This window comes from Rothia nasimurium (assembly GCF_014217215.1).
In the GTDB taxonomy this organism is placed as follows: Bacteria; Actinomycetota; Actinomycetes; order Actinomycetales; family Micrococcaceae; genus Rothia; species Rothia avistercoris.
The window spans coordinates 2,338,705-2,360,220 of record NZ_CP056080.1 but is presented as its reverse complement, the minus strand read 5'-3'; the positions used below and the strand labels follow the sequence as shown (position 1 = coordinate 2,360,220).

Annotated in this window: 19 protein-coding genes; 10 read left to right on the top strand and 9 right to left on the bottom strand. The window is 56.7% G+C overall.

From position 1 onward, the window contains the following. Positions 1 to 312: 312 nt before the first annotated feature. The 3 genes from HWU94_RS10670 to HWU94_RS10660 all read left to right on the top strand — a co-directional run bounded on the left by HWU94_RS10670 (position 313) and on the right by HWU94_RS10660 (position 3,145). Complete coding sequence (locus HWU94_RS10670; RefSeq protein ID WP_185173704.1) at positions 313 to 831, top strand: MarR family winged helix-turn-helix transcriptional regulator; 519 nt, start codon at positions 313 to 315, stop codon at positions 829 to 831. Between the two features lie 612 nt (positions 832 to 1,443). Then, on the top strand, positions 1,444 to 2,076 hold the full coding sequence (locus tag HWU94_RS10665) for a superoxide dismutase (RefSeq protein ID WP_185174871.1): 633 nt from the start codon (positions 1,444 to 1,446) through the stop codon (positions 2,074 to 2,076). A 238-nt stretch (positions 2,077 to 2,314) separates the two neighbouring features. Further along, entirely contained in the window at positions 2,315 to 3,145 is an 831-nt protein-coding gene (locus tag HWU94_RS10660; protein WP_185173703.1) for a thermonuclease family protein, read from the top strand. On the opposite strand, the gene HWU94_RS10655 is transcribed toward HWU94_RS10660, so the two are convergent. Then, positions 3,142 to 3,999 carry a thermonuclease family protein gene (locus HWU94_RS10655; protein WP_185173702.1) on the bottom strand — a complete coding sequence of 286 codons (858 nt, stop codon included), beginning with the start codon at positions 3,997 to 3,999 and terminating at the stop codon, positions 3,142 to 3,144. The genes HWU94_RS10660 and HWU94_RS10655 overlap by 4 nt on opposite strands. Continuing rightward, positions 3,999 to 4,826: an NrtR DNA-binding winged helix domain-containing protein gene (locus HWU94_RS10650; protein ID WP_185173701.1), complete on the bottom strand. Its 828-nt coding sequence runs from the start codon at positions 4,824 to 4,826 to the stop codon at positions 3,999 to 4,001. Before HWU94_RS10650 ends, HWU94_RS10655 begins: the two co-directional genes overlap by 1 nt. 837 nt (positions 4,827 to 5,663) lie before the next feature. On the opposite strand from HWU94_RS10650, the gene HWU94_RS10645 reads away from it, so the two are divergent. After that, positions 5,664 to 6,392: a hypothetical protein gene (locus HWU94_RS10645; RefSeq protein WP_185173700.1), complete on the top strand. Its 729-nt coding sequence runs from the start codon at positions 5,664 to 5,666 to the stop codon at positions 6,390 to 6,392. Positions 6,393 to 6,483: 91 nt separating this feature from the next. On the opposite strand, the gene HWU94_RS10640 is transcribed toward HWU94_RS10645, so the two are convergent. After that, positions 6,484 to 6,804 carry a putative quinol monooxygenase gene (locus tag HWU94_RS10640; protein WP_185173699.1) on the bottom strand — a complete coding sequence of 107 codons (321 nt, stop codon included), beginning with the start codon at positions 6,802 to 6,804 and terminating at the stop codon, positions 6,484 to 6,486. Between the two features lie 189 nt (positions 6,805 to 6,993). Here HWU94_RS10640 and HWU94_RS10635 point away from each other — a divergent pair, with 189 nt between their 5' ends. The 4 genes from HWU94_RS10635 (at position 6,994) to HWU94_RS10620 (ending at position 10,442) form a co-directional block, all read left to right on the top strand. Beyond that, a complete protein-coding gene (locus HWU94_RS10635; RefSeq protein WP_185173698.1) occupies positions 6,994 to 7,209 on the top strand; it encodes a helix-turn-helix transcriptional regulator in 216 nt (71 codons plus the stop codon). 2 nt (positions 7,210 to 7,211) lie between these two features. Next, positions 7,212 to 7,697: a hypothetical protein gene (locus HWU94_RS10630; RefSeq protein ID WP_185173697.1), complete on the top strand. Its 486-nt coding sequence runs from the start codon at positions 7,212 to 7,214 to the stop codon at positions 7,695 to 7,697. Positions 7,698 to 8,074: 377 nt separating this feature from the next. Further along, positions 8,075 to 9,571, top strand: a complete 1,497-nt coding sequence (locus HWU94_RS10625) for a hypothetical protein (RefSeq protein ID WP_185173696.1) — start codon at positions 8,075 to 8,077, stop codon at positions 9,569 to 9,571. Between the two features lie 4 nt (positions 9,572 to 9,575). Next, positions 9,576 to 10,442 carry a hypothetical protein gene (locus HWU94_RS10620; protein WP_185173695.1) on the top strand — a complete coding sequence of 289 codons (867 nt, stop codon included), beginning with the start codon at positions 9,576 to 9,578 and terminating at the stop codon, positions 10,440 to 10,442. 14 nt (positions 10,443 to 10,456) lie between these two features. On the opposite strand, the gene HWU94_RS10615 is transcribed toward HWU94_RS10620, so the two are convergent. Then, the gene (locus tag HWU94_RS10615) at positions 10,457 to 11,959 is read right to left on the bottom strand and encodes a hypothetical protein (RefSeq protein WP_185173694.1); all 1,503 of its coding nucleotides are present in this window, start codon (positions 11,957 to 11,959) and stop codon (positions 10,457 to 10,459) included. Between the two features lie 510 nt (positions 11,960 to 12,469). Here HWU94_RS10615 and HWU94_RS10610 point away from each other — a divergent pair. Next, positions 12,470 to 13,525, top strand: a complete 1,056-nt coding sequence (locus HWU94_RS10610; RefSeq protein WP_185173693.1) for a zinc-dependent alcohol dehydrogenase family protein — start codon at positions 12,470 to 12,472, stop codon at positions 13,523 to 13,525. A 57-nt stretch (positions 13,526 to 13,582) separates the two neighbouring features. Here HWU94_RS10610 and HWU94_RS10605 read toward each other — a convergent pair whose 3' ends face one another. Both HWU94_RS10605 and HWU94_RS10600 read right to left on the bottom strand, forming a co-directional pair. Beyond that, positions 13,583 to 14,749: a type II toxin-antitoxin system HipA family toxin gene (locus HWU94_RS10605; RefSeq protein ID WP_185173692.1), complete on the bottom strand. Its 1,167-nt coding sequence runs from the start codon at positions 14,747 to 14,749 to the stop codon at positions 13,583 to 13,585. Continuing rightward, on the bottom strand, positions 14,746 to 14,952 hold the full coding sequence (locus HWU94_RS10600) for a type II toxin-antitoxin system Y4mF family antitoxin (protein ID WP_185173691.1): 207 nt from the start codon (positions 14,950 to 14,952) through the stop codon (positions 14,746 to 14,748). The genes HWU94_RS10605 and HWU94_RS10600 overlap by 4 nt, the downstream gene beginning before the upstream one ends. Before the next feature lie 257 nt (positions 14,953 to 15,209). Between HWU94_RS10600 and HWU94_RS10595 the strand changes: the two genes are divergently transcribed. Beyond that, entirely contained in the window at positions 15,210 to 16,445 is a 1,236-nt protein-coding gene (locus tag HWU94_RS10595; RefSeq protein WP_185173690.1) for an NRAMP family divalent metal transporter, read from the top strand. On the opposite strand, the gene HWU94_RS10590 is transcribed toward HWU94_RS10595, so the two are convergent. The 3 genes from HWU94_RS10590 to HWU94_RS10580 are packed head-to-tail and all read right to left on the bottom strand — an operon-like array spanning position 16,442 to position 20,745. After that, the gene (locus tag HWU94_RS10590; RefSeq protein WP_185173689.1) at positions 16,442 to 17,137 is read right to left on the bottom strand and encodes a GntR family transcriptional regulator; all 696 of its coding nucleotides are present in this window, start codon (positions 17,135 to 17,137) and stop codon (positions 16,442 to 16,444) included. The two genes, HWU94_RS10595 and HWU94_RS10590, sit on opposite strands and share 4 nt — an antisense overlap. 42 nt (positions 17,138 to 17,179) lie before the next feature. Continuing rightward, complete coding sequence (locus HWU94_RS10585; RefSeq protein ID WP_185173688.1) at positions 17,180 to 18,985, bottom strand: biotin carboxylase N-terminal domain-containing protein; 1,806 nt, start codon at positions 18,983 to 18,985, stop codon at positions 17,180 to 17,182. Between the two features lie 8 nt (positions 18,986 to 18,993). After that, positions 18,994 to 20,745 carry an urea amidolyase family protein gene (locus tag HWU94_RS10580; RefSeq protein ID WP_185173687.1) on the bottom strand — a complete coding sequence of 584 codons (1,752 nt, stop codon included), beginning with the start codon at positions 20,743 to 20,745 and terminating at the stop codon, positions 18,994 to 18,996. Positions 20,746 to 21,516 lie beyond the last annotated feature (771 nt).

Genomic DNA, 21,516 nt, shown 5'->3' with positions numbered 1-21,516 from the left:
GGTGGGGCTGTGGTGAGTTGGGCGGGCCGACCAGTCTTCCCGGCACACCTTAGTAATCTAGCTTATCAAATGAAGGGGTGCTAGGGGGAATTGAGGGGCTGAGAGTATGTTTTGGCAGCGAGCCATGCTAGCAAAGAAGGGGGTTGAGGGGTATCTCTTGGCGGTCAGAAGCAAAAACTAGCCCTAAATAATAGATATTTTTCATGAAAGGCAACAACACGAGTGCACCAGAAGCAGAAACCCTTTCGAAAGAAACTTAGACTAGGTATAGACAACCCCCACTTTTACCTACAAGTGCAGACCAGAGGAACCATGAGCGAAGAAACCCCCGCAGTCGCTAGCGACACCACTCGCTGGTTGAATGAAGAAGAGCGCGAAGGCTGGCTCTTTATCTCCTCCATTATGTTTAACCTGCCCGGTCAGCTTGAAAGTCAACTGCAGAAGGATTCGGGCCTCAGCTTTGTTGAGTACATGGTTCTTGCCATGCTCTCAGAATCTCCCCAGCACAAGCTCACCATGACCGATCTGGCTCGGCAGACCAACACCCTGCTGCCTCGGCTGTCACGGGTGGTAACCCGCCTGGAGAAAGACAACTTTGTTGAGCGCAGCATCTGGGAGAAGGACCGCCGTGTCTCTATCTGCCACCTGCTGCCCGGTGGTCTGGCTAAGGTGCAGGAGGCTGCCCCCGGTCACGTTGAAGCTGTTCGCCGCATTATCTTTGATCAGCTCAATGCCCGCCAGGTGAAGTCTCTCGCTAAAATCGGTGAATCAGTACTCGGGGATAAGCCCAGCACGGTCATCAATGTCTCGAATGTAGCTTCTCTCGACTAGGCGATTTAAACCCCCCCGGTGGGGGTACCCGCTATGTCTATGCACAGTACTTATCCACAGCTATAAGTCTGGATTATCTAGTAAAAGATGCCCCGGTCAGCCTGTTTAGGCGACCGGGGCATCTTTTATCCCCACCTGTGGATAACTCTGTGAACAATATCCACTTAAAACGTGGAAAACTCTGTACCCTGTGGGTAAAAGTGCAGTATCCACCGAGTTAAAGTGCCCCAAAACCCTGTTTTCCACAGCACTTATCCACACCCGTGGATAAGTGACACCGATGTTATTTTCGAACAACACCGATGTATTTTCGAACTTTTCACCCGCCAATCACCCCGTTTTGCCCCCAGGTCTCTCGAACCTTTTCGAAACTCCCACCCGTGTAATTCGAATATCCCCAGTTTTATCCCCACCTGTGGATAACTTTCCCCGCTCTTAAGTGGAAAACTGTGGAGAACCTACCCCGGGCGTCCGCCTGCCCCGTTTCAGGCCATTTTGCCCACGGCTAAACAAGGGGACTTATCAAGTAACCTCTCGTGACCCCGCGCGCCCCAGTGTGTAGAGTTAAACCCAGAAAGACCCAAAGAAGGGCCTTCGACGAAAGGAATGACCATGTCAGAAAAGTACGTTCTCCCCGAACTCGACTACGACTACGCAGCCCTCGAGCCCCACATCTCAGCCCGCATCATGGAGCTGCACCACTCCAAGCACCACGCCACCTACGTCGGCGGCGCCAACACCGCTCTTGAGAAGATGGAAGAAGCCCGCGAAAAGGGCGACTTCGCCAACATCGGCAAGCTCTCCAAGGACCTCGCCTTCAACCTGGGTGGTCACACCAACCACTCCGTCTTCTGGAAGAACCTCTCACCCGAGGGTGGCGACAAGCCCGTCGGTGAACTGGCAGCAGCAATCGACAACGACTTCGGCTCCTTCGACGGCTTCCGCGCCCACTTCGAGAACGTAGCCCTCACCATCCAGGGCTCTGGCTGGGCCATCCTGGCCTGGGACACCGTCGGTAAGCGTCTCGTCATCGAGCAGCTCTACGATCAGCAGGGCAACATCTCCGTCGCCCTGATCCCCGTCCTGCAGCTGGATATGTGGGAGCACGCCTTCTACCTCGACTACCAGAACGTTAAGGGCGACTACGTCAAGGCCTTCTGGAACATCGTTAACTGGGAAGACGTCGCAGCCCGCTTCGACCGCGCTGTTTCCCAGACCAAGGGCCTCGTCATTCCCGAAGCCTAAACCCCTCACACCCCGCGTGTAGAGATAAAGCCGGGTGCCGGCGTCCTCCCTCAAGGGAGCGGACGCCGGCACCCGCCTTTGTTTTAAAGACGCGCGGGAGCCGGTGATAGTAGTTACTTGGAAAAGAAGCCGACTAATATGGGGTGCGACACACAAGGAGTAGACAATGATGTATCCTCGCCCCCTTTTTCCCGCTCTAGCGCTAACTGCTAGTGTATTGGCCCTCACCGGGTGTGGAATGTTTGGCGGCGGTAGTGAAGTAGCTTCTGAATCCACCGTCGTTGCGGCAGATGAGGCAGGAACTGCTGCTAAAGTCATCGATATCATTGACTCCGACACCGTTAAAGTAGACCGTAACGGTGAAATTATTTACGTGGACCTTCTGGGCATCGCAGTCCCCCAAGTTAAGCACGACAATGAAGATATGCGGTGCATGGCTCCTGAAGCCAAAGAATACCTAGCTAAACTCCTGCCCATCGGCTCACCGGTCACCCTCACCCACGAATCTGCTGAGGGAGACCGTGAAGCAGACGATAAAACACCCCCCACCATTCAAGCGGGAGTTACCCTCCCTGACCGCCGCATGGTGAACACCGAAGTTACTCGTGCAGGCTTTGCTGTAGCCATAAACCAGGGTGACTCCGACCTCCAAGAGGACATCAGCGCAGCCCAGGAAGAAGCTGCCCAGCAACAGGCCGGAATGTACAGCCGAACCAACGGCTGCACCCTGCCTGCCCGTCTTGATACTGCCCTAACCAACGTCAATAAAGCGCAGGGTCTTGACCTCAAAGACCCCCTAGAGGCAGCAGACTCTCTCACCCGTCGTCTCGAAGAGTATGAGACATCCAGCGACCTGCCCCTTCTCTCAGCAATCGCGCAAACCCAATCCGTTAAAACCCAGCGAGATGCCCTGACCCGAGCCAGCGACAGCAAACGTATTGTCTACAACCTGGCAGAAGAAGCAGAACGCGAAAGAATAGAGCCTGCACCAGCGACCTCAGATGCAGGTCAGCCCGCCGACATGCCTCAACCTGAAACCCCGGAAAACCCCTCCGAAAGCTCTACCTAAGACCCCGGTCGTACGGGGGTGGCTTCAGCTTCAGTCTTCTTCTGCTGGTTCACGCTGGTACTGTTTTCAGGGTAAAAATCATCTCCTAAGAGATTCTTAAGGTCAGTCAGCTGGTTGGACACCACATCAAGAGTCACGATAGAACCGACCCATTGAGCCGGAGCAGCTTTCTGCCCCTCGAGCTCGTTATAAAAGGCTGATGCATCCTGATAAATGGTCTCCCGCTCAGAAGCCCGCTTCTGGTCCTCAACCGAAGCCTCTGCTGACGTGTCAATCTCCCAGCTGCGGGCGTCCTCAACCTTCGCCTGCTGAGCCTGAATTTCAGCGGGAATGGTACACTCGGTGCCCTTAGAATATAGGCCTACACCTTCATTGGCGGCGTCCTGCTGGGCCTGAGAAATCTCGCCGTAGAACTCATCTTCAGCGGCTGTGAAAGTAGTGGCTACCATTCCGGCACGCGCCATATCACTGTTGATAAAAGCATCACCCGCATATACTGCAGCCTCAACATAGCCGGTTGCACCGCGCTGAGACTCATCAAAATTCAGGGTTACCTGGCTACCCTCGGGCAGCTTCTCAGCCAGCAGAGACTTAGACTCTTCCACCAGGCAGTTAGCAGACAGGGCTATACCGTTATCGGTCGGGGCAGATGTATTAATCAGGCGAATCTGCTTCTCAACCCCATCAAAACTGGCGGTAAAAGTATTAGCCGACTCAACCGACACCACCGTAGCCGTCATGCCGTCGGTGTAAGTAATCGTCGGAGCGCTCGCAGTGCTACCGGCAGTATCACCAGACCCACAGGCTGAGAGTGACAGTAGTGCTACCGCAAGAACAGGAGCTGCACGCTTCATTAAGCATCACCCTTCTCGGCTTTATAGGCGGCTTCACGGTACATGCCCAGGGGGCCCTGGTCTGCAAAGGCGCGCGAGTGGTTGTAGCGGTAAAGACGCGGCGGACGGTGACGGGTACCCTCAACGCGCTTTCCCGTATCAATAATAGATTTGGACGCCGCAATCTGACGGCGGAAATTCGCCGGGTCAAGCGCCCGGCCCAAGATAGCCTCGTAGACCTCACGCAGCTGAGCGAGCGTAAACTCCTCACCCAGGAAGGAGTGGGCGATACGGGAGTACTCCACCTTGTTCTGCAGGCGGTAGAGGGCGTACTCAACGATCTCATTGTGATCAAACGCCAGGATGGGGAGCTCGTCAATCGGGAACCAGCGGATGTTCTCGTGCACGCGGGTGCGGTTCACCTCGGTCTGGGGGATTGACGCCCAGTAAATCACCGACACCACACGCTCATGCTGATCTTCCTCAGCAGGAACAGGTAGAGAACCGCCCTCACGCATAATCTTGTAATCCGGGGTGCGGTGCACATCGCCAAAAGCATAGAGCTGTTCCAGATAGCCCGGTACCAGACCCGTTGCGCGCTTGAGGGTGGACCCTGCGGCTTCTTCGAGTGAGAGCTCCGGGTGCAGGGGGCCGCCGGGTAGAGCCCACTGGCCCTTGTAGGGTTCGCGTAGGCGGCGTACAAGCGGTAGCCAGAGGGAGTGGTGGCTTTCGCCTTCCTTGCGGCGCAAGGCCAAAATCACTGTGGAAACAGCGAGCGAAACCGAGGTGTGATCGGCATCGAGATGCTCTTCATGGCGGCTCTGGGTGGTGGACTCAGGCAAAGTCATAGGGTTCCCCACGGTTAGTGATGGTCTTGTCTCCTACATTCTAGTCAAGAAAAAGGGGCAGAGTTCGTGCGGCACGGAAGAGGAACCTTTCACGGGGCTTCTTCAACTGTGGTGGGCCCCGCAGCTACCGCTCTTGAATCGGTAGCTGGGTACATCATTCATTGGTTTCTGGGAAGAGAAGCGCTGATGACAGCCCCAACAGGGAGATGACCCTTACCCCGGCTGGGGAAGCTAAAGTGGGGGTGTTGGAAGCAGGCAAATATAGTTATTATTAATTTATAATCCACATTGTTTTATCGTGGTGAATTTTCTGGGGAAGGTCCCTCACAAAATAATGGGGACAGGTATCAACAAAGAAGTTGAGAAATGATGAAAAAAGCAAAATTATTTTCTTGTCTTTCAGTTATTGCCCTCATGAGTGGGTGTGGCATGTTCTCGCAGCCCCTGCCCCAGTATTCGCCCCAAGAACAGCTGTCCGATGGGGCTTTTGCCGTGTATCTCTCGGGGCGGTATGACTCGCCTCTCCCGCAAAACCCGGGGAGCGGAATCCTTTTTTATCACCCCGAAAAACAGGAGTGGTCGCGACTGGACCTTAAAGGGCTGAACGGCGGTGCCCTCAGTTTTGATGGTCAAGAGCTCCACTACAAAGACAAACTGAACGACTATAGCTTGAGTGCCGACGGGGTAAAAACAATAGAGCACCCTGAGCAAGAAATGCTCACTATCTCTAAACAGATACCCCTACCCGGTGAAGGGGTTGGATCCATAGCCCTTGTCAATTCAGGGAACCCCACCAAAATTATTACCGTGAAGGGTCAGGAACGCACCGTTCAAGAGGTGCCTGATTCTCTTTCTATGATGGCAACCTGCCCCGATGGGACGGTGTGGGCTATGGGTCAAAGCTGGGAGACGAGTGCAGATCCCGTTGAGTCAGCCTACCCACCAGACCGGCTTTATAGGCTCTACCCGGAGTTCTCAGCTACCTCCGTTGCTGAATACAAGAGTGACCAGCCGGCTCAAACTACCCAGCATTTTGTCTGCTCTGACAACGTTATCTACTACATTATTGATAGTATCACCCCGCCTGCTGAGGGGCTGGCCTACGCTGGTCCCGAGCACTATACCGGGTCAAAGCTGGTCTCCTATGACACGCACACCGGCGAGTATAGGGAGCAGGAAATAGGCGGGGACCTCGCTACCCGCCTGAACGATCAGATGTGGAGCCCCACCCTCTCGCCGCTCTACCTCTACGATGGGCACCTGTGGTGGGTATCGGGGTACGGAAAAGTCGTGAAAACGGACCTGGCTAACGCCCAGAACACGGTTGCTTTTGACCTGGGTGACTTTGAGCCGAGCAAGGATATCGGCTACCTGGTGCAAGAAGATAAGTACCTCTTCCGTTTTATCTTTGACCTTTCGGGGGAGACCACCATCTACCGCTACAACCTAGAGACTGAGAAGCTGGAATCACGCGCTACCGTGCCCGGTCTGGGTGATGCGACCCCCCGCGACCAGTACCCTTTTACCGTTGAGATTCTGGACCTTGAAGCACTGCTTAAGCTGTGATGCCTGCGCTCAGTAATTTTCTGACGCAGCCATGTACAAAGGGGCGGCCACATGCGGTGGCCGCCCCTTGTGTGTTTCTGGGTGCGCTGGATTAGTCGATGGTGAGTTCGCCCATGCGGTCCCAGTCATCGCCCTCAATGAGGCGGGAGATAATCTTGGGGGTCTCGGTCAGCCAGGGGCGCATGCTCTCCATGCCCTTGGCGAAGTGCTCGGACTTAACGTGGGCTTCTGCCGCGTCGTCGTTGAAAGCCTCAACCAGGACTACCTCGTTGGGGTTTTCAACGCTTAGGGACCATTCGTACCACTTGTTGCCCGGCTCTGCGCGGGTGGCCAGGGTGAAATCGCGGGCTGCCTCTAGGAACTCTTCGCGCTTGCCGTCTTTAACCTGGAATTTAACCACAATAAAAATCATGTTCGTGTGTCCTTTGCTCGGTGGGAGTGGGTCACTTTTAACCCTAGGCCTATCCGGGTGCCTGGCTCAAGCCTTGAGTCGGGGAGGATGCGGGTGCATGTTTGGGGCTACTTGAGGTGATAAAGAATAGTTGTTCTTTTGTAAAGAATAATTTACATTTAAGGGGAGATCTCAACCCGAAAGAACACTATGACACCACAACCAAGCACCAACCTGGTGCGAAAGTACCGGCGGTGGAACGAGCTATCGCAGGTAGAACTTGCCGAGCAGGCAGGGGTATCCCGCCAGACCATCGCCAATATCGAAAAGGGTAACTATGCCCCCTCGGTCTACCTAGCCCTGACGATTTCAAAGATTCTAGGTAGGTCAGTGGAGGACATCTTTGACCCCCGAGAGGACGACTAAACATGAGCATCAACCAGAAAATCTTGGACCGCTACGACGCGTCCATGGATGATGAGTTTGAACGGCAGGTCCTCTACAGGGCTATCGCAATTTCCTACGCCTGGGTTATCAATTTAATGTTTGGTACCTGCGCAGTTCTGGCGTGGGTGTTGCCCGGTGTGTATGCACTGTGGGCTGTGCTCCCTATGGGGGTGCTTATCTTCTCAATGGCGATTCGAGACTTCTGGCTACGTCAGTACGCTCCCACGCCTCGGATTACCCCGTACTCAAAACTTGGGTGGGCGTTTGTCGTAGTGGTTTCCATACTCATTATGAGCGGAATCTACCGCAATACTCTGGGGGTTGTAGACCCAGATATGTCACGCGGAATGATTATCGGTGGTGTAGTGGGCGCGATAGGGAGTCTCTTTGTGCTGCGTGATATTTCTACCAAGCAGCGGCAGCGGGACCGCCAGCGCCTGGACGCTCAACTGGGGGAGGACGACTAGCTGGAAACATGTGCGCTCAGAGTGTGGGTGCAGGTGTATAACGCAATAGTGAGTCATGCGAACCAGGGGTAACTCTTTTAGCGCGCTAAACTGGGGTAGACCTGTACCTGACGAAAGCTACCGTAGTGCGCAAACCACGCCCCTACCTGGCCGTTCTTACTAGCCTTCTAACCATACTTATTCTTGCGATAACGGTGGTATGGATAGTGGCCAGCCCAGATCCCCGCACCTCTTTGAATGCGATTGTTCTTATCTTTCCTGCGGTGTTTATTCTCGGCGCTACTTCCTGGTGGCAGTGGAGCATCTACACTCGGAAAGCTCAGCGCTATAGACGGTGGGTTTGTGTTAAGCGTTCCCTTGCGAAGGTTGTCCTAGACATGGATAGCTTTGAGGTAACCTACGAAACTATTCCTGTGGAATTACGTCTCGCAGACCTAGAGGTAGCGTGGGACTCTCTCCAAAACCTTGCCTACAGTATGCTCAAACATCAGGAATATGTTGAAACCTTGCCTATAGCCAGCGACCTCTTAGGCAATGAACTCACTGAATATGAGAGCGGAATAGCACGATTAGAGGATTTAGCGCAGGGGCTTATGGGATCAGGCGCGATATGGGTATCTGGCGATACAGCACAATCAGTTTTTGATACTTTACTCCGGCCAATTACTCTGCTTGTTCGTGAACAACTTTTCTATATAGAGGATATTCCGGGCGAGTATATGCAACAGGAATGGGCTACGGAACTTCGGAGGGCTTATGGGGCACTTGTTTCATTAGCCGATGAGGGTCTCACGGCAGGTTTTCTACCCCGCCAGCAGTCCATCAATATGAACTCAGGTAGTCAGGCTTTACCGCCTACACAGCAAGAGGCTGATCTAGTTACCCTCCGGCACTACCTTGTGAAATGGAAAGAAGCTGAGCGGGCAGTCTATCGAGCCGCGCAGAAGATATATAGGGGGCTTAGTGCTGCCAGAAACCCCGAAGAAGTAGCCTATTACCCCGTTCCCCTACCACCGCAGGGGGCCAGCTTATTGACCCTGAGAAAGGCCCTTGGCCTGCCCGTTGATGCGAAGACCAGTGTCGAATACATGCTCCAACGGTCTACTGCTCTGTCCTACTCATACATCAGAACAGACTGGCGGCCAAAAGCTTTATGGCCAGCACCTAGACAAAAAATAGGTACATTCCGTTTGCTCAAAGCCCAAAGAGACTATGCGCGGCAGCTTCTCACCCAACCGGATACTCTCAAAGCCCATTCAATCCTTAGTCGGCTGGACCAAATTGTCACAGAAGCAACATACACGGATAGTGGTGCTCCGAGGAAGGCGCTAGCGGTTGGTATCGCGGGTGGAATAGGCCTGGGTTTAGTTACTCTCTGGTTTTTTGTGAGCTCTATTAACTTCGTCAGTAGTGCACACACTGCTCTCAACCTGCTGCTCATTGTTCCAACATCTTTTATGCTTGGCTTCACGATACTTTTTATACCGTGCGCTACGGTAGCCCTTTATCTTTCGTGGAAAAAAGCCGTGAACCGGGGCGCCTTAGCAACAATCGGACTGCAGCGTAAGCGCGTAAAAGCCCTACGTTCCCAGCTTGAAACGTTCATGATTAATCTGGACGGTACACGGCTCAATAAACTTATTATCGAACATTCACAATCTGCCTATTCTTCGCTGTCTCAACGACTTTATGAGAGAGCATTAGCCCTGGCGCTTCGGGACGTAGAAGAACTTGAACGGAATACCGGAATGGGTCTTGCCCTAGGCTATGAAGACCAGCTCATTGAAGAGACGTCTCAGCTCATTGCTTTCCTTCATGAATACAATCAGGATTTAGAGTCGGCAGATACATCTCAAAGCATGAGGAATAGCTGAAACCATGAAAAAGATAGGCTTTAGCTCCTCCAGCGGAGTGCTGGCAGCTATCGTAGTTGTTTTTGTGGCGCTATCTACCGCACTAATCTATGTTCTGCTTGGGGTTATGAACAGAGAATCGACTACAGATAATTCTGTTCAATCAGGCCAGACATACACTTCCCGGAGTATGGACTCAAATGTCTCTGCAGAATCCCCCGCTATCTCGGAGGCAACGACACCGGCGGTCCCTCAACCTTTGGACCCTCAACCTGTCTCGGTAGCTGACCTGGAGGACGGTGGAGCAGAGTATTCTGGCACCGGCAACAATGACTTCCGTATTAAAGATCCCAGCGGTGACCAAAGCGTTATATGGGTAGAGGTTGAATACGAGCCAGCCCATGCTCAAGATACGGTACGCATATTTTTAGAGAGCCGACTGGTATCGGACGATTTACTGTGGGGGTACGGAACAATAGATATCCCTAAAGCTGGCACGTATTCTCTACTCGTAAATCCCTACCTACCGCCGTTAAAAGACATCGATAGGGGTATAAACACCCTCAGAATCGAGACTCAAGGACGCTGGCAGGTGAGGGTTCATCCGGCATCTCAGATACCCCTTCATGGCCTCAATGAACCGATACAGGGGTTAGGGCACCAAGCCTTCCGGATTCCGCCTGGTGCAACCACAGTAGATATTAGCTACTCCACTGATAAGCCGTCCGAAGATCGCCTAGGTCTTGCGCTTTATACAGCAGGGCCTTTTGGCTCTACCGAACGCTCGATAATCCCCCCATCATCTGCGGACCGGACAGAAGCCATCGATCTTTCCAATGCAGAATATGTATCTGTCCAAGCTGAATCAGGGTGGACTCTAACCTTTAGATAGGCTTGCGGAAAATCTTATTGAGGCACATACACAGACCAGCTACTGGCTAGGGGAGTCCGAACATCAATATAGAGTGGTTCCGCAGGGAGATCCACAGATATTTTGGTACTTGAAAGATCTGAGGCGAAGACCGTCTGTGACCGATAGTGTCCTGTTCCATCCGGACGGTAGAAAGTTATCGAGGCCTCCTCAAACCCCCAGCTCACCTGCACTTCTCGGTAAAACTCAAGTTTTGCCTCGGTTCCTCCAGACCAGAAGAAGATCCCTGCACCGTCTCCTCTTCTGCCATAAAATGCATCTCCCGGTTTAATCTCAGGTGCTGCATCAAGAGGGTAGGCTTTGACCTGCCAGCTTTCCTGGTTTTGGGTCAAGACCTCCAGGCGGTTTACGGGATCTGGGGTCATATTGACAAGGTCATATACGGTCCCGTCGTGACCGAACTCTTTAGCGCGAATTGCCCCCGGCTCATCAAGGTCCTTATCGGGGTTGGTTACCGCAAATTTTTGAGCTTCGGAGAAATCAATAGCTTCCGGCCCGTATTTCTGGTATCGCTTTCTTCTTTCCGTCTGTTCTGTGGGCGTGGTCGTATACGTCAGAATCACAGGGTTTGTATTTTCAAGTGTAAAAATCTGCGATCTGTCTGACGCTGCGATTTCCTGGCCCCCATCGTGGGGGAACTTATACGGCTGAGCGTTGAGTGCCCCGATTGGAGAAATAGCTTCATGGTTAAAGCCTATCCACCAGTCGTAGCCTTGGCCGTCTACCGTAACAAACCACGGGGAAGACGGTATTTTAAAATCGGTGTCTTGGGCTGGTAAGGCGGAGGTAAAAACCTGCGTTGGCTGTATATCTTCTCTGCCGAGCTGATCGGGGACAGTAACACTAAAAGGGCTCAAAGATTGTGCAGATACTTCTGACTGTGGCGCGTATATAAGGTGCGCTCCTTGAATCTGCTGCAAAATAAAGGCTTGCTGCCCTGTTCCGGCTAGCTGACTGATGGAATCATACAAGGGGGCATCAGAAACTGGATGCACTGTAATCTTCCATTCCCCACGAGTGCTTACCTGAACCTTCTGACTGCTTTTGCTGACATTAGTATCTAGCCAGATTGATCCCTTCACCGGTTCTTCCTGCTTATTAGCTGAAGCGATGACATTAATAAACTGCTCCTGGCTCCCACCCAGAAAAGTTACTTCTGGGTCATTGGTATCAGAGGGGGTAATTTCATACTCAACCCAGGCAGGTTCAACTGGTCCATCGGGGCGGGAAAGATCGAGGAGAGCCTCACCGGTTCCTGATAACTCTTGAGTTGAGGTTATGGTGGGTGAGTTGCTACCTACTTCACTGTAGTTTTGGTAGAGAGTATGGGCTGGCCAAGTGGCCGTATTAGAGAAATCAACTGTCTTATTGTGACCGTTCCAGAAGCTGAGGGTGTCGAGGGCTTGAACGTACTCAGGAGAAAGAATCTCGTCAACACCATTACCCAACGTTGCAAAAGCAACTACAGCTGTACTCAAGGTTATGGAGCCAGCCGTAATGATAGAGGAGTAGGCTCCGAAGCACCTAGATTTTTGTTGCTTCCGGGGTGTGGAACCGTAGTCTGGCAGGTCTTTGCCACTCTCGCTTGAGCGAGACTGGTCAACGCTTGGAACCCACAGCTGCCAGCCGGGAGGAACGGCACCCCATGAAGGGTGAGGCTCCCAGCCCTCCGGCGGCACCCAGCCTTCGGGGAATCGCGGCCAGTTGGGTGGAGGGTTAAACCGTGACAACGTAAATACCGGGCCTTTCGATAAGACTAATTCCCTCATTCTCCCATGAACTTGCGCGGTTTGAGTTTTACTGTACCGACATCTTATATAGCTACTTATAGTGCGCCCTACCTTGTGAATGGGCGTCAATCTTCTCTTGAGTGTTCTTTGGGTGAAGAACTCCTTAACGGAGCCGTGTTTTTGAGGGCCCCTAAACCCACACCCGTATGATGGTGACCGGGAGCACAACCCTGCTTGCTTTTGTTCAAAGGAGAACCCATGAAAGCCCTCGTCTACCACGGCCCCGGCAAGCGCAGCTGGCAAGAAGTGCCCGACCCCACCATCATCGAGCCCACCGACGTCATTGCGCGAGTAGATACCACCACCATCTGCGGAACCGACCTGCACATCCTCAAAGGCGACGTACCCGCCGTTGAGCCCGGTCGAATCCTGGGCCACGAAGCCGTGGGCACCATCACCGAAGTCGGCGCTGCTGTCACCGAACTCAAGGTAGGGGACCGCGTGATTATCCCCGCCGTCACCAACTGCGGAAAGTGCTCCTACTGCAAGAAGGGCCAGTACTCCCACTGCCAGACCGTGGGCGGTATCGGCTGGATCTTTGGTCACCTCATTGACGGTACTCAGGCCGAATATGTGCGCGTACCCTACGCCGAAACCTCCCTGCACCGGGTCCCCGAGGGTCTAGCCGATGACGAAGTCCTCTTCTTGACCGATGCCCTGCCCACCGGTTTTGAAATCGGTATCCTCAACGGCAACACCAAGCCGGGTGACACCGTAGCTGTTATTGGTGCTGGCCCCGTTGGCCTGGGCGCAATCATGACCGCTAACCTGGCCGGTGCTGGCACCGTCATCACCGTGGACATGGACGAAAACCGTATGGACACCGCCCTGGAACTAGGTGCAACCCACAAGGTGAACGCCGCCGACCCCGACGCTATCGAGAAGATTAAGGCGCTGTCCTCTGACGGCCTGGGTGTGGATGTTGCTATTGAGGCAGTCGGCGTTCCCGCGACCTTCAAGACCTGTGTCGATATTGTGCGCCCCTACGGCACCATCGCCAACGCCGGGGTACACGGTAAGGCCGTGGAGCTACCTATCCAGGATCTGTGGATTTCCAACGTGCGTATCAACATGGGCCTGGTGGACTGCAACACCGTGGAGAACCTGCTCAATATGGTGCGCTCAGGCCGCCTGAACGCTAAGGCCATGGCCACCCACTACTTCACTTTTGACCAGTTCGAAGAAGCCTACGACCTCTTTGCTAACGCTGCAGTGAACAAGGCCGTTAAGGTAGTTATCTCCCGCGAAGGCTAACCGCCTGCCTATGAACCGCTCCGCCGGGGCCCGAAGGCTCTGGTGGGGCGGTTTTGTTTAGAGGGGGTCTAGCTCGTAGCGGCGAAACCGTAGCTCTCGTTGTGCACCGCGAAGCGAAGAGCCCTCCAAGCCAATAGAATCCCAGTCGACAGTCGCAGCGGCAGTAAGTGCTAATCGATGTGCTGACAGCGCTGCTTTTTTGTGGAGGCCAATACCCTCCGCAAGCTCAAACCAATGTTGGCGGCGCAGACGCTTGGTGCGCCCCGCAACGGGTAGGGCAAGGGAATCATCGCCATAGACGAGTGTGCACGGTATGTCGTAGATGGGGGCTACTTCCCAGGTGCCCCGTATATTTTCTAAAAGACCAACGTTCTTACCATGCAAATCGCCATTACCTGTCAGCCATGCAAAGACGAACTGAAGATACAGATTGCGTGTCGTTACAAGGGGAGACGCAGATAGTTCTGAGAGAGCTTGAATAACACTCTCGGTTGTTAGTGTGTACTTCTGGGCGGGGTGCACGTTGAGTATCTGGGTAGCATCTTCGAAGGCGATTCTGCGTTCTTCCTGGCGGTCAAATCGCTGAATCCAGAGCCCCTCCGTGCCGTGCCGATCTTTTACCAGTGAGGCTCTGACGGTAGCGAGTCTAAGTTTTTTGGCGGCTAGTAGATGCTGGTACTCGTTGCGTATGAGATGGGGGTAGGCTTTGGGACTAATTTTGACAAGAGCGGCACCTGTTTGCGATGCAACGGGGGCTGTCAGCATGTAGGCGCTTGCTTTTGCTTGCACTCCCGGTAGGCCGTGCCTGTCAACAGTAGAAAAAATATGGCTGAAGTCCAGGGTACTTGGGTCACCGGTGATACTGCTGGCCACTGATGTTAGAGGGGTTCCTGCTGGAACAACCTGCACATTTCCAGGGGTATCCTGACCTATCGCAAGGAGGAGTGAAAACTCATCGTTGAGGCTGGTTTTCACATCTTTTTGGAGAAGTGAGAGTCGATAACCTTCGGGGAGTAGGCCTGCAAAAAAGGGAGGGACTGCTCCACCGTGCGCTGTGACGGGTGCGGGCCCTACCTGTAAGGTGCTGGCGACTGGACGTCCCCGATAGTTTGGGTCGTATGTAAACGTTGTGTGTGATCCGGCTTCTCTTGTGAGTGTTCCTGCAAACTGACCTGCGACATACACATCGGCAGCATTGACGGTTTTGAGAGCTTCGAGGTTCATGCGTTACTTACTATCTCAAGGCGAACACCAACCGCGTGCGCTACTGCTAAGACCGTGGCGAAAGATGCGCCTGATTTGCCCTTTTCGATATCCCGGACGGTTCGGTCGCTGACCCCTACGAGCTCAGCTAGGTCGGTCTGTGTGAGGAGGAAGTGTTTGCGTGCCTGGCGGATAGCGTTCCCTAGTTCTGTTGCGGTGTCCATAAAGGCCTAACGGAAAAATATTTCTGAAATACGGGATTGTGGCTCTGATTCTAGTCGGTATAAATAGAAAACGGAAGAATACTTCTGCTATATCTAGCAAGCATGCGTTGTAGATGCTGGATTGAGGGGTGTGATGGGTTGGTTGTAGTCTGAGACGCCAACACATTTGCGATTGTTCAACAATTGTGTAATCTATGTCTATGACCTAGCACGCACTATGACGGCCTCGTCGCGTGCTCCTACCCCCAAGGAGAGACATGGCAGACGCAAACGCCCTGATCACCCCCAAAGACCAGGCCGCCAAGGGGCGCCGTACAGCTCTGCTCGGCTCCCTCTTCCTCATGGCTACCAGCGCCATCGGTCCAGGTTTCATCACCCAGACCGGCCAGTTCACCTACCAGATGGGTGCAGCCTTCGCCTTCGCGATTCTGGTATCGATCATCATCGACATCGCCGTGCAGCTCAACGTCTGGCGCGTCATTGGCGTCTCTGGCATGAAAGCCCAGGAACTTGCCAACTCCGTCCTTCCCGGCCTCGGTGTCTTCCTCGCTATCCTGGTAGCCCTCGGCGGCTTCGTCTTCAACGTCGGTAACGTCGCCGGCGGCGGCCTGGGCCTCAACTCCATGCTTGGCTTGGACGCCACCACCGGCGGCATCATCACCGCCGCCCTCGCTATCGGTGTCTTCCTTTCCAAGCGAGCTGGCGTCGCCCTCGACCGCATCGTCGTGGTACTCGGCGCGGTCATGATTCTGGCAACCCTCTACGTCGCGATTGTCTCCAACCCGCCCGTCGGTGAGGCCCTCAAGAACACCGTTATTCCCAGTGAAGTGAACTTCACCGTCATCACCACCCTGGTTGGCGGCACCGTAGGCGGTTACATCACCTACGCCGGTGCCCACCGCATGCTGGACGCCGGCATCCACGGCCCCGAGTACGTCAAGGACATCTCCCGCTCATCCGTCACCGGCATCGTCATCACCGGTGTCATGCGCTTCCTACTCTTCCTCGCCATTCTGGGCGTGGTCGCTACCGGCGTAGCCCTCGATACCGACAAGTCCATCGCCGGTCAGGCCTTCGGCATCGCCGCCGGTGAGATTGGAACCCGCCTCTTCGGTCTGATTCTCTGGGGCGCAGCAATCTCATCCGTGATCGGTGCGGCCTTCACCTCGGTGTCCTTCCTGACCACCGCTAAGACTTCCGTAACCGTCAAGAACGCCCTGACCATCGGCTTCATCGTCGTCTCAACCGTTGTCTTCATCGTTGCGGGCAAGGCCCCCGCCACCCTGCTGATTGTGGCAGGTGCCGTCAACGGCCTCATCCTGCCGGTAGGTTTTGCGGTGCTTCTCTTCGTGGCAACTTTCCGCGCCAAAACCCTGCTGGGTGGCTACCGCTACCCCGCCTGGCTCATCGTAATCGGCTGGGTCTCCTGGCTGCTGACCATCTACCTGGGCTACAAGTCCCTCAGCGGTATCGCCGCCCTCTGGGCCGGCTAGGAATCTGCCTGCCGCTGCAAAAACTTATCCCGCGAGGCCACCAGGTAACTGCGTAAGGCCTCGTGGGCGGCGGCCCGCTCACCGTGCTCGACCAGACCGAGCAGGTGGGCGTTCATCTCAACGTAGGGAGCGTGGAAGCCCCCGTCCTGGGCGTACTCAAAAAAGAGCAGGCGCATCTCGGCAAGCAACCGTGACATGGTGCGGCTCAGCCGCTCTGACCCGGCAGCCGCAACCAGAGCCCGGTGAAAATCCTGGTTGGCGTTGGCCATACCGTCCACCGACCCCGCATCCCGGGCCGCTCTTGCACGCGCGAGGGCGGCCCGGGCGTCCTTATTCTCTCCAGCGGGAGCCAGGTCAAGGGCGGCCGCCTGCACCGCCCACCGTTCAATAAAAAGCTCTCGCACCTGCGTGCTGTCGGGCAGGGCCACAAAAACCCCGCGGTGAGGGATGCGCTGCACCAGGTTCTGCCCCTCAAGTTCGGTAAAGGCCTGGCGCAGGGTGTTGCGGGAGACGTCCAGGGTGGCGGCCAGCGCTTCTTCCGTGAGCTGGGTGCCGGGGGTGAGAACACCCGTATCCATGGCGGTACGCAGGGCATACACAGCCCACTCGGACGCCCGCAACTCGGCGGGGCGAGTGCGGGCTATCTCATCAAGGGACGCGGACGGCAGGGGTTCAGGAGCTAGGGAAGTCACCGTTTTATTGTACGGCGTGGGCCCCTGAGCGGGCCCAGACCCCTATTCGAAAACCACCAGCACCTGGCCCGCGGTCAGGCGCTCGCCTACCTGGGCGGGGAGCTCAGCCACGGTACCGGCGGTTTCAGCCAGCGCCGGAACCTCGGTCTTCATGGCCTCCAGCAGGGCCACCTGGTCCCCGGCAGCTACCTCATCACCCACGGCAACGGTGTACTTGAGCAGGGCCCCGCCCATGGGGGCCAGTACCTGCCCGGCACCTGCCTGCCCCTGCCCGCTGGCTGGGGTGGCGGCGTCCGCACCCGAACCCAAAGAAGCAAACACCGAATCGGGCAGACCCACCCTGTGCGGGGTGCCGTCAATCTCCAGGGTGAAGCGGGTGATGCCGGTGCCCGGGAAGGCACTGGCACCCACCGGCAGCAGGGGCTGACGGTAGGACGCCTGCACCCTGCTCCCAGCCTCGGGGCTGGCAGGGGTGGTGGCACCATTGCCCTGGGTGAGGGAGGGGAGGAAGGCGTCCTCGATCCAGGTCGTGTAGACCCCAAAGTCGCCGCTCTCGGCGGTAAAGGCCGGGGCTTCAAGCACCTGCCGGTCAAAGGGTAGGACGGTCGCCACCCCGGCAATATCCATCTGGGCCAGGGCGAAGCGGGCCCGGCGCAGGGCCACCTCGCGGGTTGGGCCGGTGACAATCAGCTTGGCCAGCATGGAATCGAACTCCCCGCTGACTACAGAACCGGGGCGCACCCCGGCGTCCCAGCGAATCCCGGGGCCAGAGGGCACGGTGATGGACTCAATGCGGCCAGCGGCAGGCAGGAAGCCCCGGGCGGGGTCCTCGGCATTGATACGGAACTCAAAGGCGTGACCAGCCGGCTCGGGAGTCTCAGTAAAGGGCAGGGGCTTGCCCGCCGCAATATCGAGCTGCAGGGCTACCAGGTCAACGCCGGTGACCTCCTCGGTGACCGGGTGCTCCACCTGAATGCGGGTGTTGACCTCAAGGAAGGAAATCGTGCCGTCGAGGGCCACCATAAACTCGGCGGTACCCACACCCACATACCCGGCGGCCCGGAAAATCTCAGCGGACGCCTGCTCAATCTGGGCCTGCTGCTCAGCGGTGAGGAAGGGGGCGGGAGCCTCCTCCACCAGCTTCTGGTTACGACGCTGCAGGGAGCAGTCGCGGGTGCCAACCACCACCACATTCCCGTGGGAATCCGCAGCCACCTGGGCTTCCACATGGCGGGGCTTCTCTAGGAAGCGCTCAATGAAGCACTCCCCGTTACCGAAAGCAGCCACAGCCTCGCGCGAAGCCGAGACGAAGGCGTCCTCAACCTCGCCCAGCTCCCGCACAATGCGCATACCGCGCCCGCCGCCACCGTGGGCGGCCTTGATAATAGAGGGCAGGCCGTGCTCCTGGGCAAAGGCGCGAGCCTCCTCGGGGGAGGCCACGGGGCCGTCTGACCCCGGCGCCAGCGGGGCACCCACCGACTGGGCTAGCTCGCGGGCCTTAACTTTATCGCCCAGGGCTTCAATGGTCTCGGGGGCAGGTCCAATCCAGGTTAGCCCGGCGGCCATGACCGCCCGGGCAAAATCAGCGTTCTCCGCCAAAAAACCGTAGCCGGGGTGCACGTCGGTAGCTCCCGAGGCCACCGCAACCGCCAGGACCTTCTCAATATCCAGGTAGGTTTCGGCCGGGCCGGTGCCCTCCAGGGCGTAGGCCTCATCGGCCAGAGCGGTGTGCAGGGCCTCGGCGTCCGAATCGGCGTAAACCGCCACAGACGCGATACCCTGGGCGGCGCAAGCGCCAATAATACGGAGGGCAATTTCGCCACGGTTAGCAACGAGAACTTTACGCATGCGGGGGCTCACTTTTCGATCAGGGTAGGGGTGGTCTGGGGCGGGGTTAGCAGGGTGAAGCGCAGACGGGTGCCGGGCGGAGCCTGGGCCAGGAGGCGCAGGTCAGCCGGGTGAACCGTGGCAATCACGGGGTAGCCGCCGGTGACCGGGTGGTCGGCCAGGAAGACCACGGGCTCACCGCTCGGCGGTACCTGGATTGCCCCGGCTACCATGCCCTCACTGGGCAGCTCCCGAGTCACGGCCCGGGTAAGGACGTCGGTGGGCTGGACGTCAGTGGGCTGGGCGCTTGCGCCGCCGTCGGCTGGGGTATCTGCCAACAGGAGCCTGACCCCAATGCGGTCGCTGGACTGGGAAACCTCCCAGGTCACCTCGGCGAAACGACCCAGAGACTCGGGTGTAAACCAGTCGTTGCGGGGGCCGGGCAGGGCGCGGACCTCCAGCACCTTACCCGGTTCCGGCAGGGGGAGGACGGGTGCCGGATCAGCTACCACCGCCACCGGCAGGCTAGCCAGCGAAAGCCTCTCACCGGCCGCCAGGGGCTTCGGGCCCAGCCCTGCCAGGGTGTCGCGGGAGGCGCTCGCTGCCTCGGTTCTAGCTGCAAACCCGCCGCGCACCGCAAGATAGGTACGCAGACCGCGTGCGGGTACCCCCAGGGTCAGGGTCTGCCCGGGCTTCAGGGCAAAGGGGGCGTAGGGGCGAACGGCCAGATGGGCGTCTGTCGCCTGGGCTGCGCCCTGCTCAGGGTCAGCGGCCTGCCCGCTGGCGCCCTCGGTTATCTGCGCCGGGGTGTCTGCCCCGGTCAGGGCCAACTCTACGTCGGCTAGGGCGGTAATTTTTAGTCCGCCAGCCAGGTTCTCAAGAACGGTTGCACCTGCAGAATTACCGACCAAGCGGTTAGCTTCGGCTGCCGCTTCCCGGTCAGCCGGTCCGGAAGGAGAGACACCCCAGTGGGTCAGCCCCGCTCGACCGGAATCCTGGAAGAGGGTCTGTAGCCCAGGAACTTTCACTTCAAGTACGGGGCGGGCAGATACTCGCTCGTCCTCGGTGGGGTGGGCGGGGGCGTCCTGACCCTTCCCCTGACCTGCGGAAATCAGCTCGCGCACCGCCTCAAACTGCACCTGCATACCGGGCTCGAGCAGGGCGGGCGGGTTCTGGGTGAGGTCCCAGAGGGGCGCGTCCGTGCGGCCAATGAGCTGCCAGCCGCCGGGGGAGGTGCGCGGGTAAATACCCGAGAAATCACCGGCCAGACCCACCGATCCAGCGGGTACCGAGGTGCGCGGGGTAGCCCGCCGCGGAACATCGAGCACGTTATCGTGCCGGTGCAAGTAAAAGAATCCCGGGGCGAAGCCCGCAAAGGCAACCGACCAGTGCCCTGTGGTGTGGGCGTAGATTACTGCCTGCTCGCTCATACCCAGGTGGGTGGCGACGTCGGTGAGGTCCTGGCCGTCGTAGACGACCGGGATGGTGACCGTGCGGCCGTGGGTGCGTACGTCTCCGGACGCCTGCGGCAGGCTGGGCGCGGCAAGAAAGTCAGCGGCCTGCCGGGTGGTTTCAAAGCGGACGAGCACGGTTTGGGCTGCCGGGACCAGCTCGGTCTGCCCTGCGGCAGGGTGTTGCTGCATATGGCCGTGCAGGTGCAGGGCGTTTTCGAGGGTTCGGCAGTCAACCATAGCGGCTAGTAAGCCGAAGGGCTTGACTGTATAGATGGTGGCGTCGCGCTTGCTGGTTGTGCGCCCGCCGGGTGTATGCGCGGTGGTCATGGCGCCCCTCTCTGCCCGGTTGTGCTGAATGGCCTGTCGGTGGTTGGAGTAAACGGAGACCTCTCACCCATCGCTCAGGATTGTTCAACAATTCTGGCAGATGTGGCGCCGCCCACGCAAGCTGCGCTTTTGCCGTAGCTGTTCTCTCTGGCGAATGCGACTTGTTTTCCCGAGCGGGTGTTGTTTTAACGTCCTTTGGGGAAGATGAGTCGCATTCGGTGGTGAAGCCATGCGTCTGGGCACGCACCGGGGGTGGGCCTAGCTCAGCGACTCTATCTCTGTGGAAAACCTTGACGCACTGACGTCATACTTCTCGCCCTGAGCAAACTACCGCAGCTAGGCCTCAAAGTTATCCACAGATAGTAGAAAACGGCTAGTAGGCACGTGCTGTATAGGGCATTTTTAACCCATGGAACACTTGTTTGAGACTGTCAAAACTTCGGTTGAGCTTAGACACCTGGGTAAGAGCACTTCCGGCGTAAGCCGTGAATGCGCTAGGGGAGAGCTCTTTAAAATCGGTCACAATGCCTATATAAAGACAGCTTTATGGGAGTCACTGAGCAATACCGATAGGTGTCTAGCCGGGCATGTGGCTTTCATAAAAACAAATCGGGGGTATGTGTTGAGCCATGTGTCTGCCGCTCTCTGGTGGGGTGCCCCTGTGCTGCGGTTACCGCACAAAATATGGGTGAGCCATCCGCACGATTCAGTTAAGTCTCGAGGGCGGGTGCAGGTCAGCCGCAACCGGCAGAAGGAGTGTGACAGTGCAGT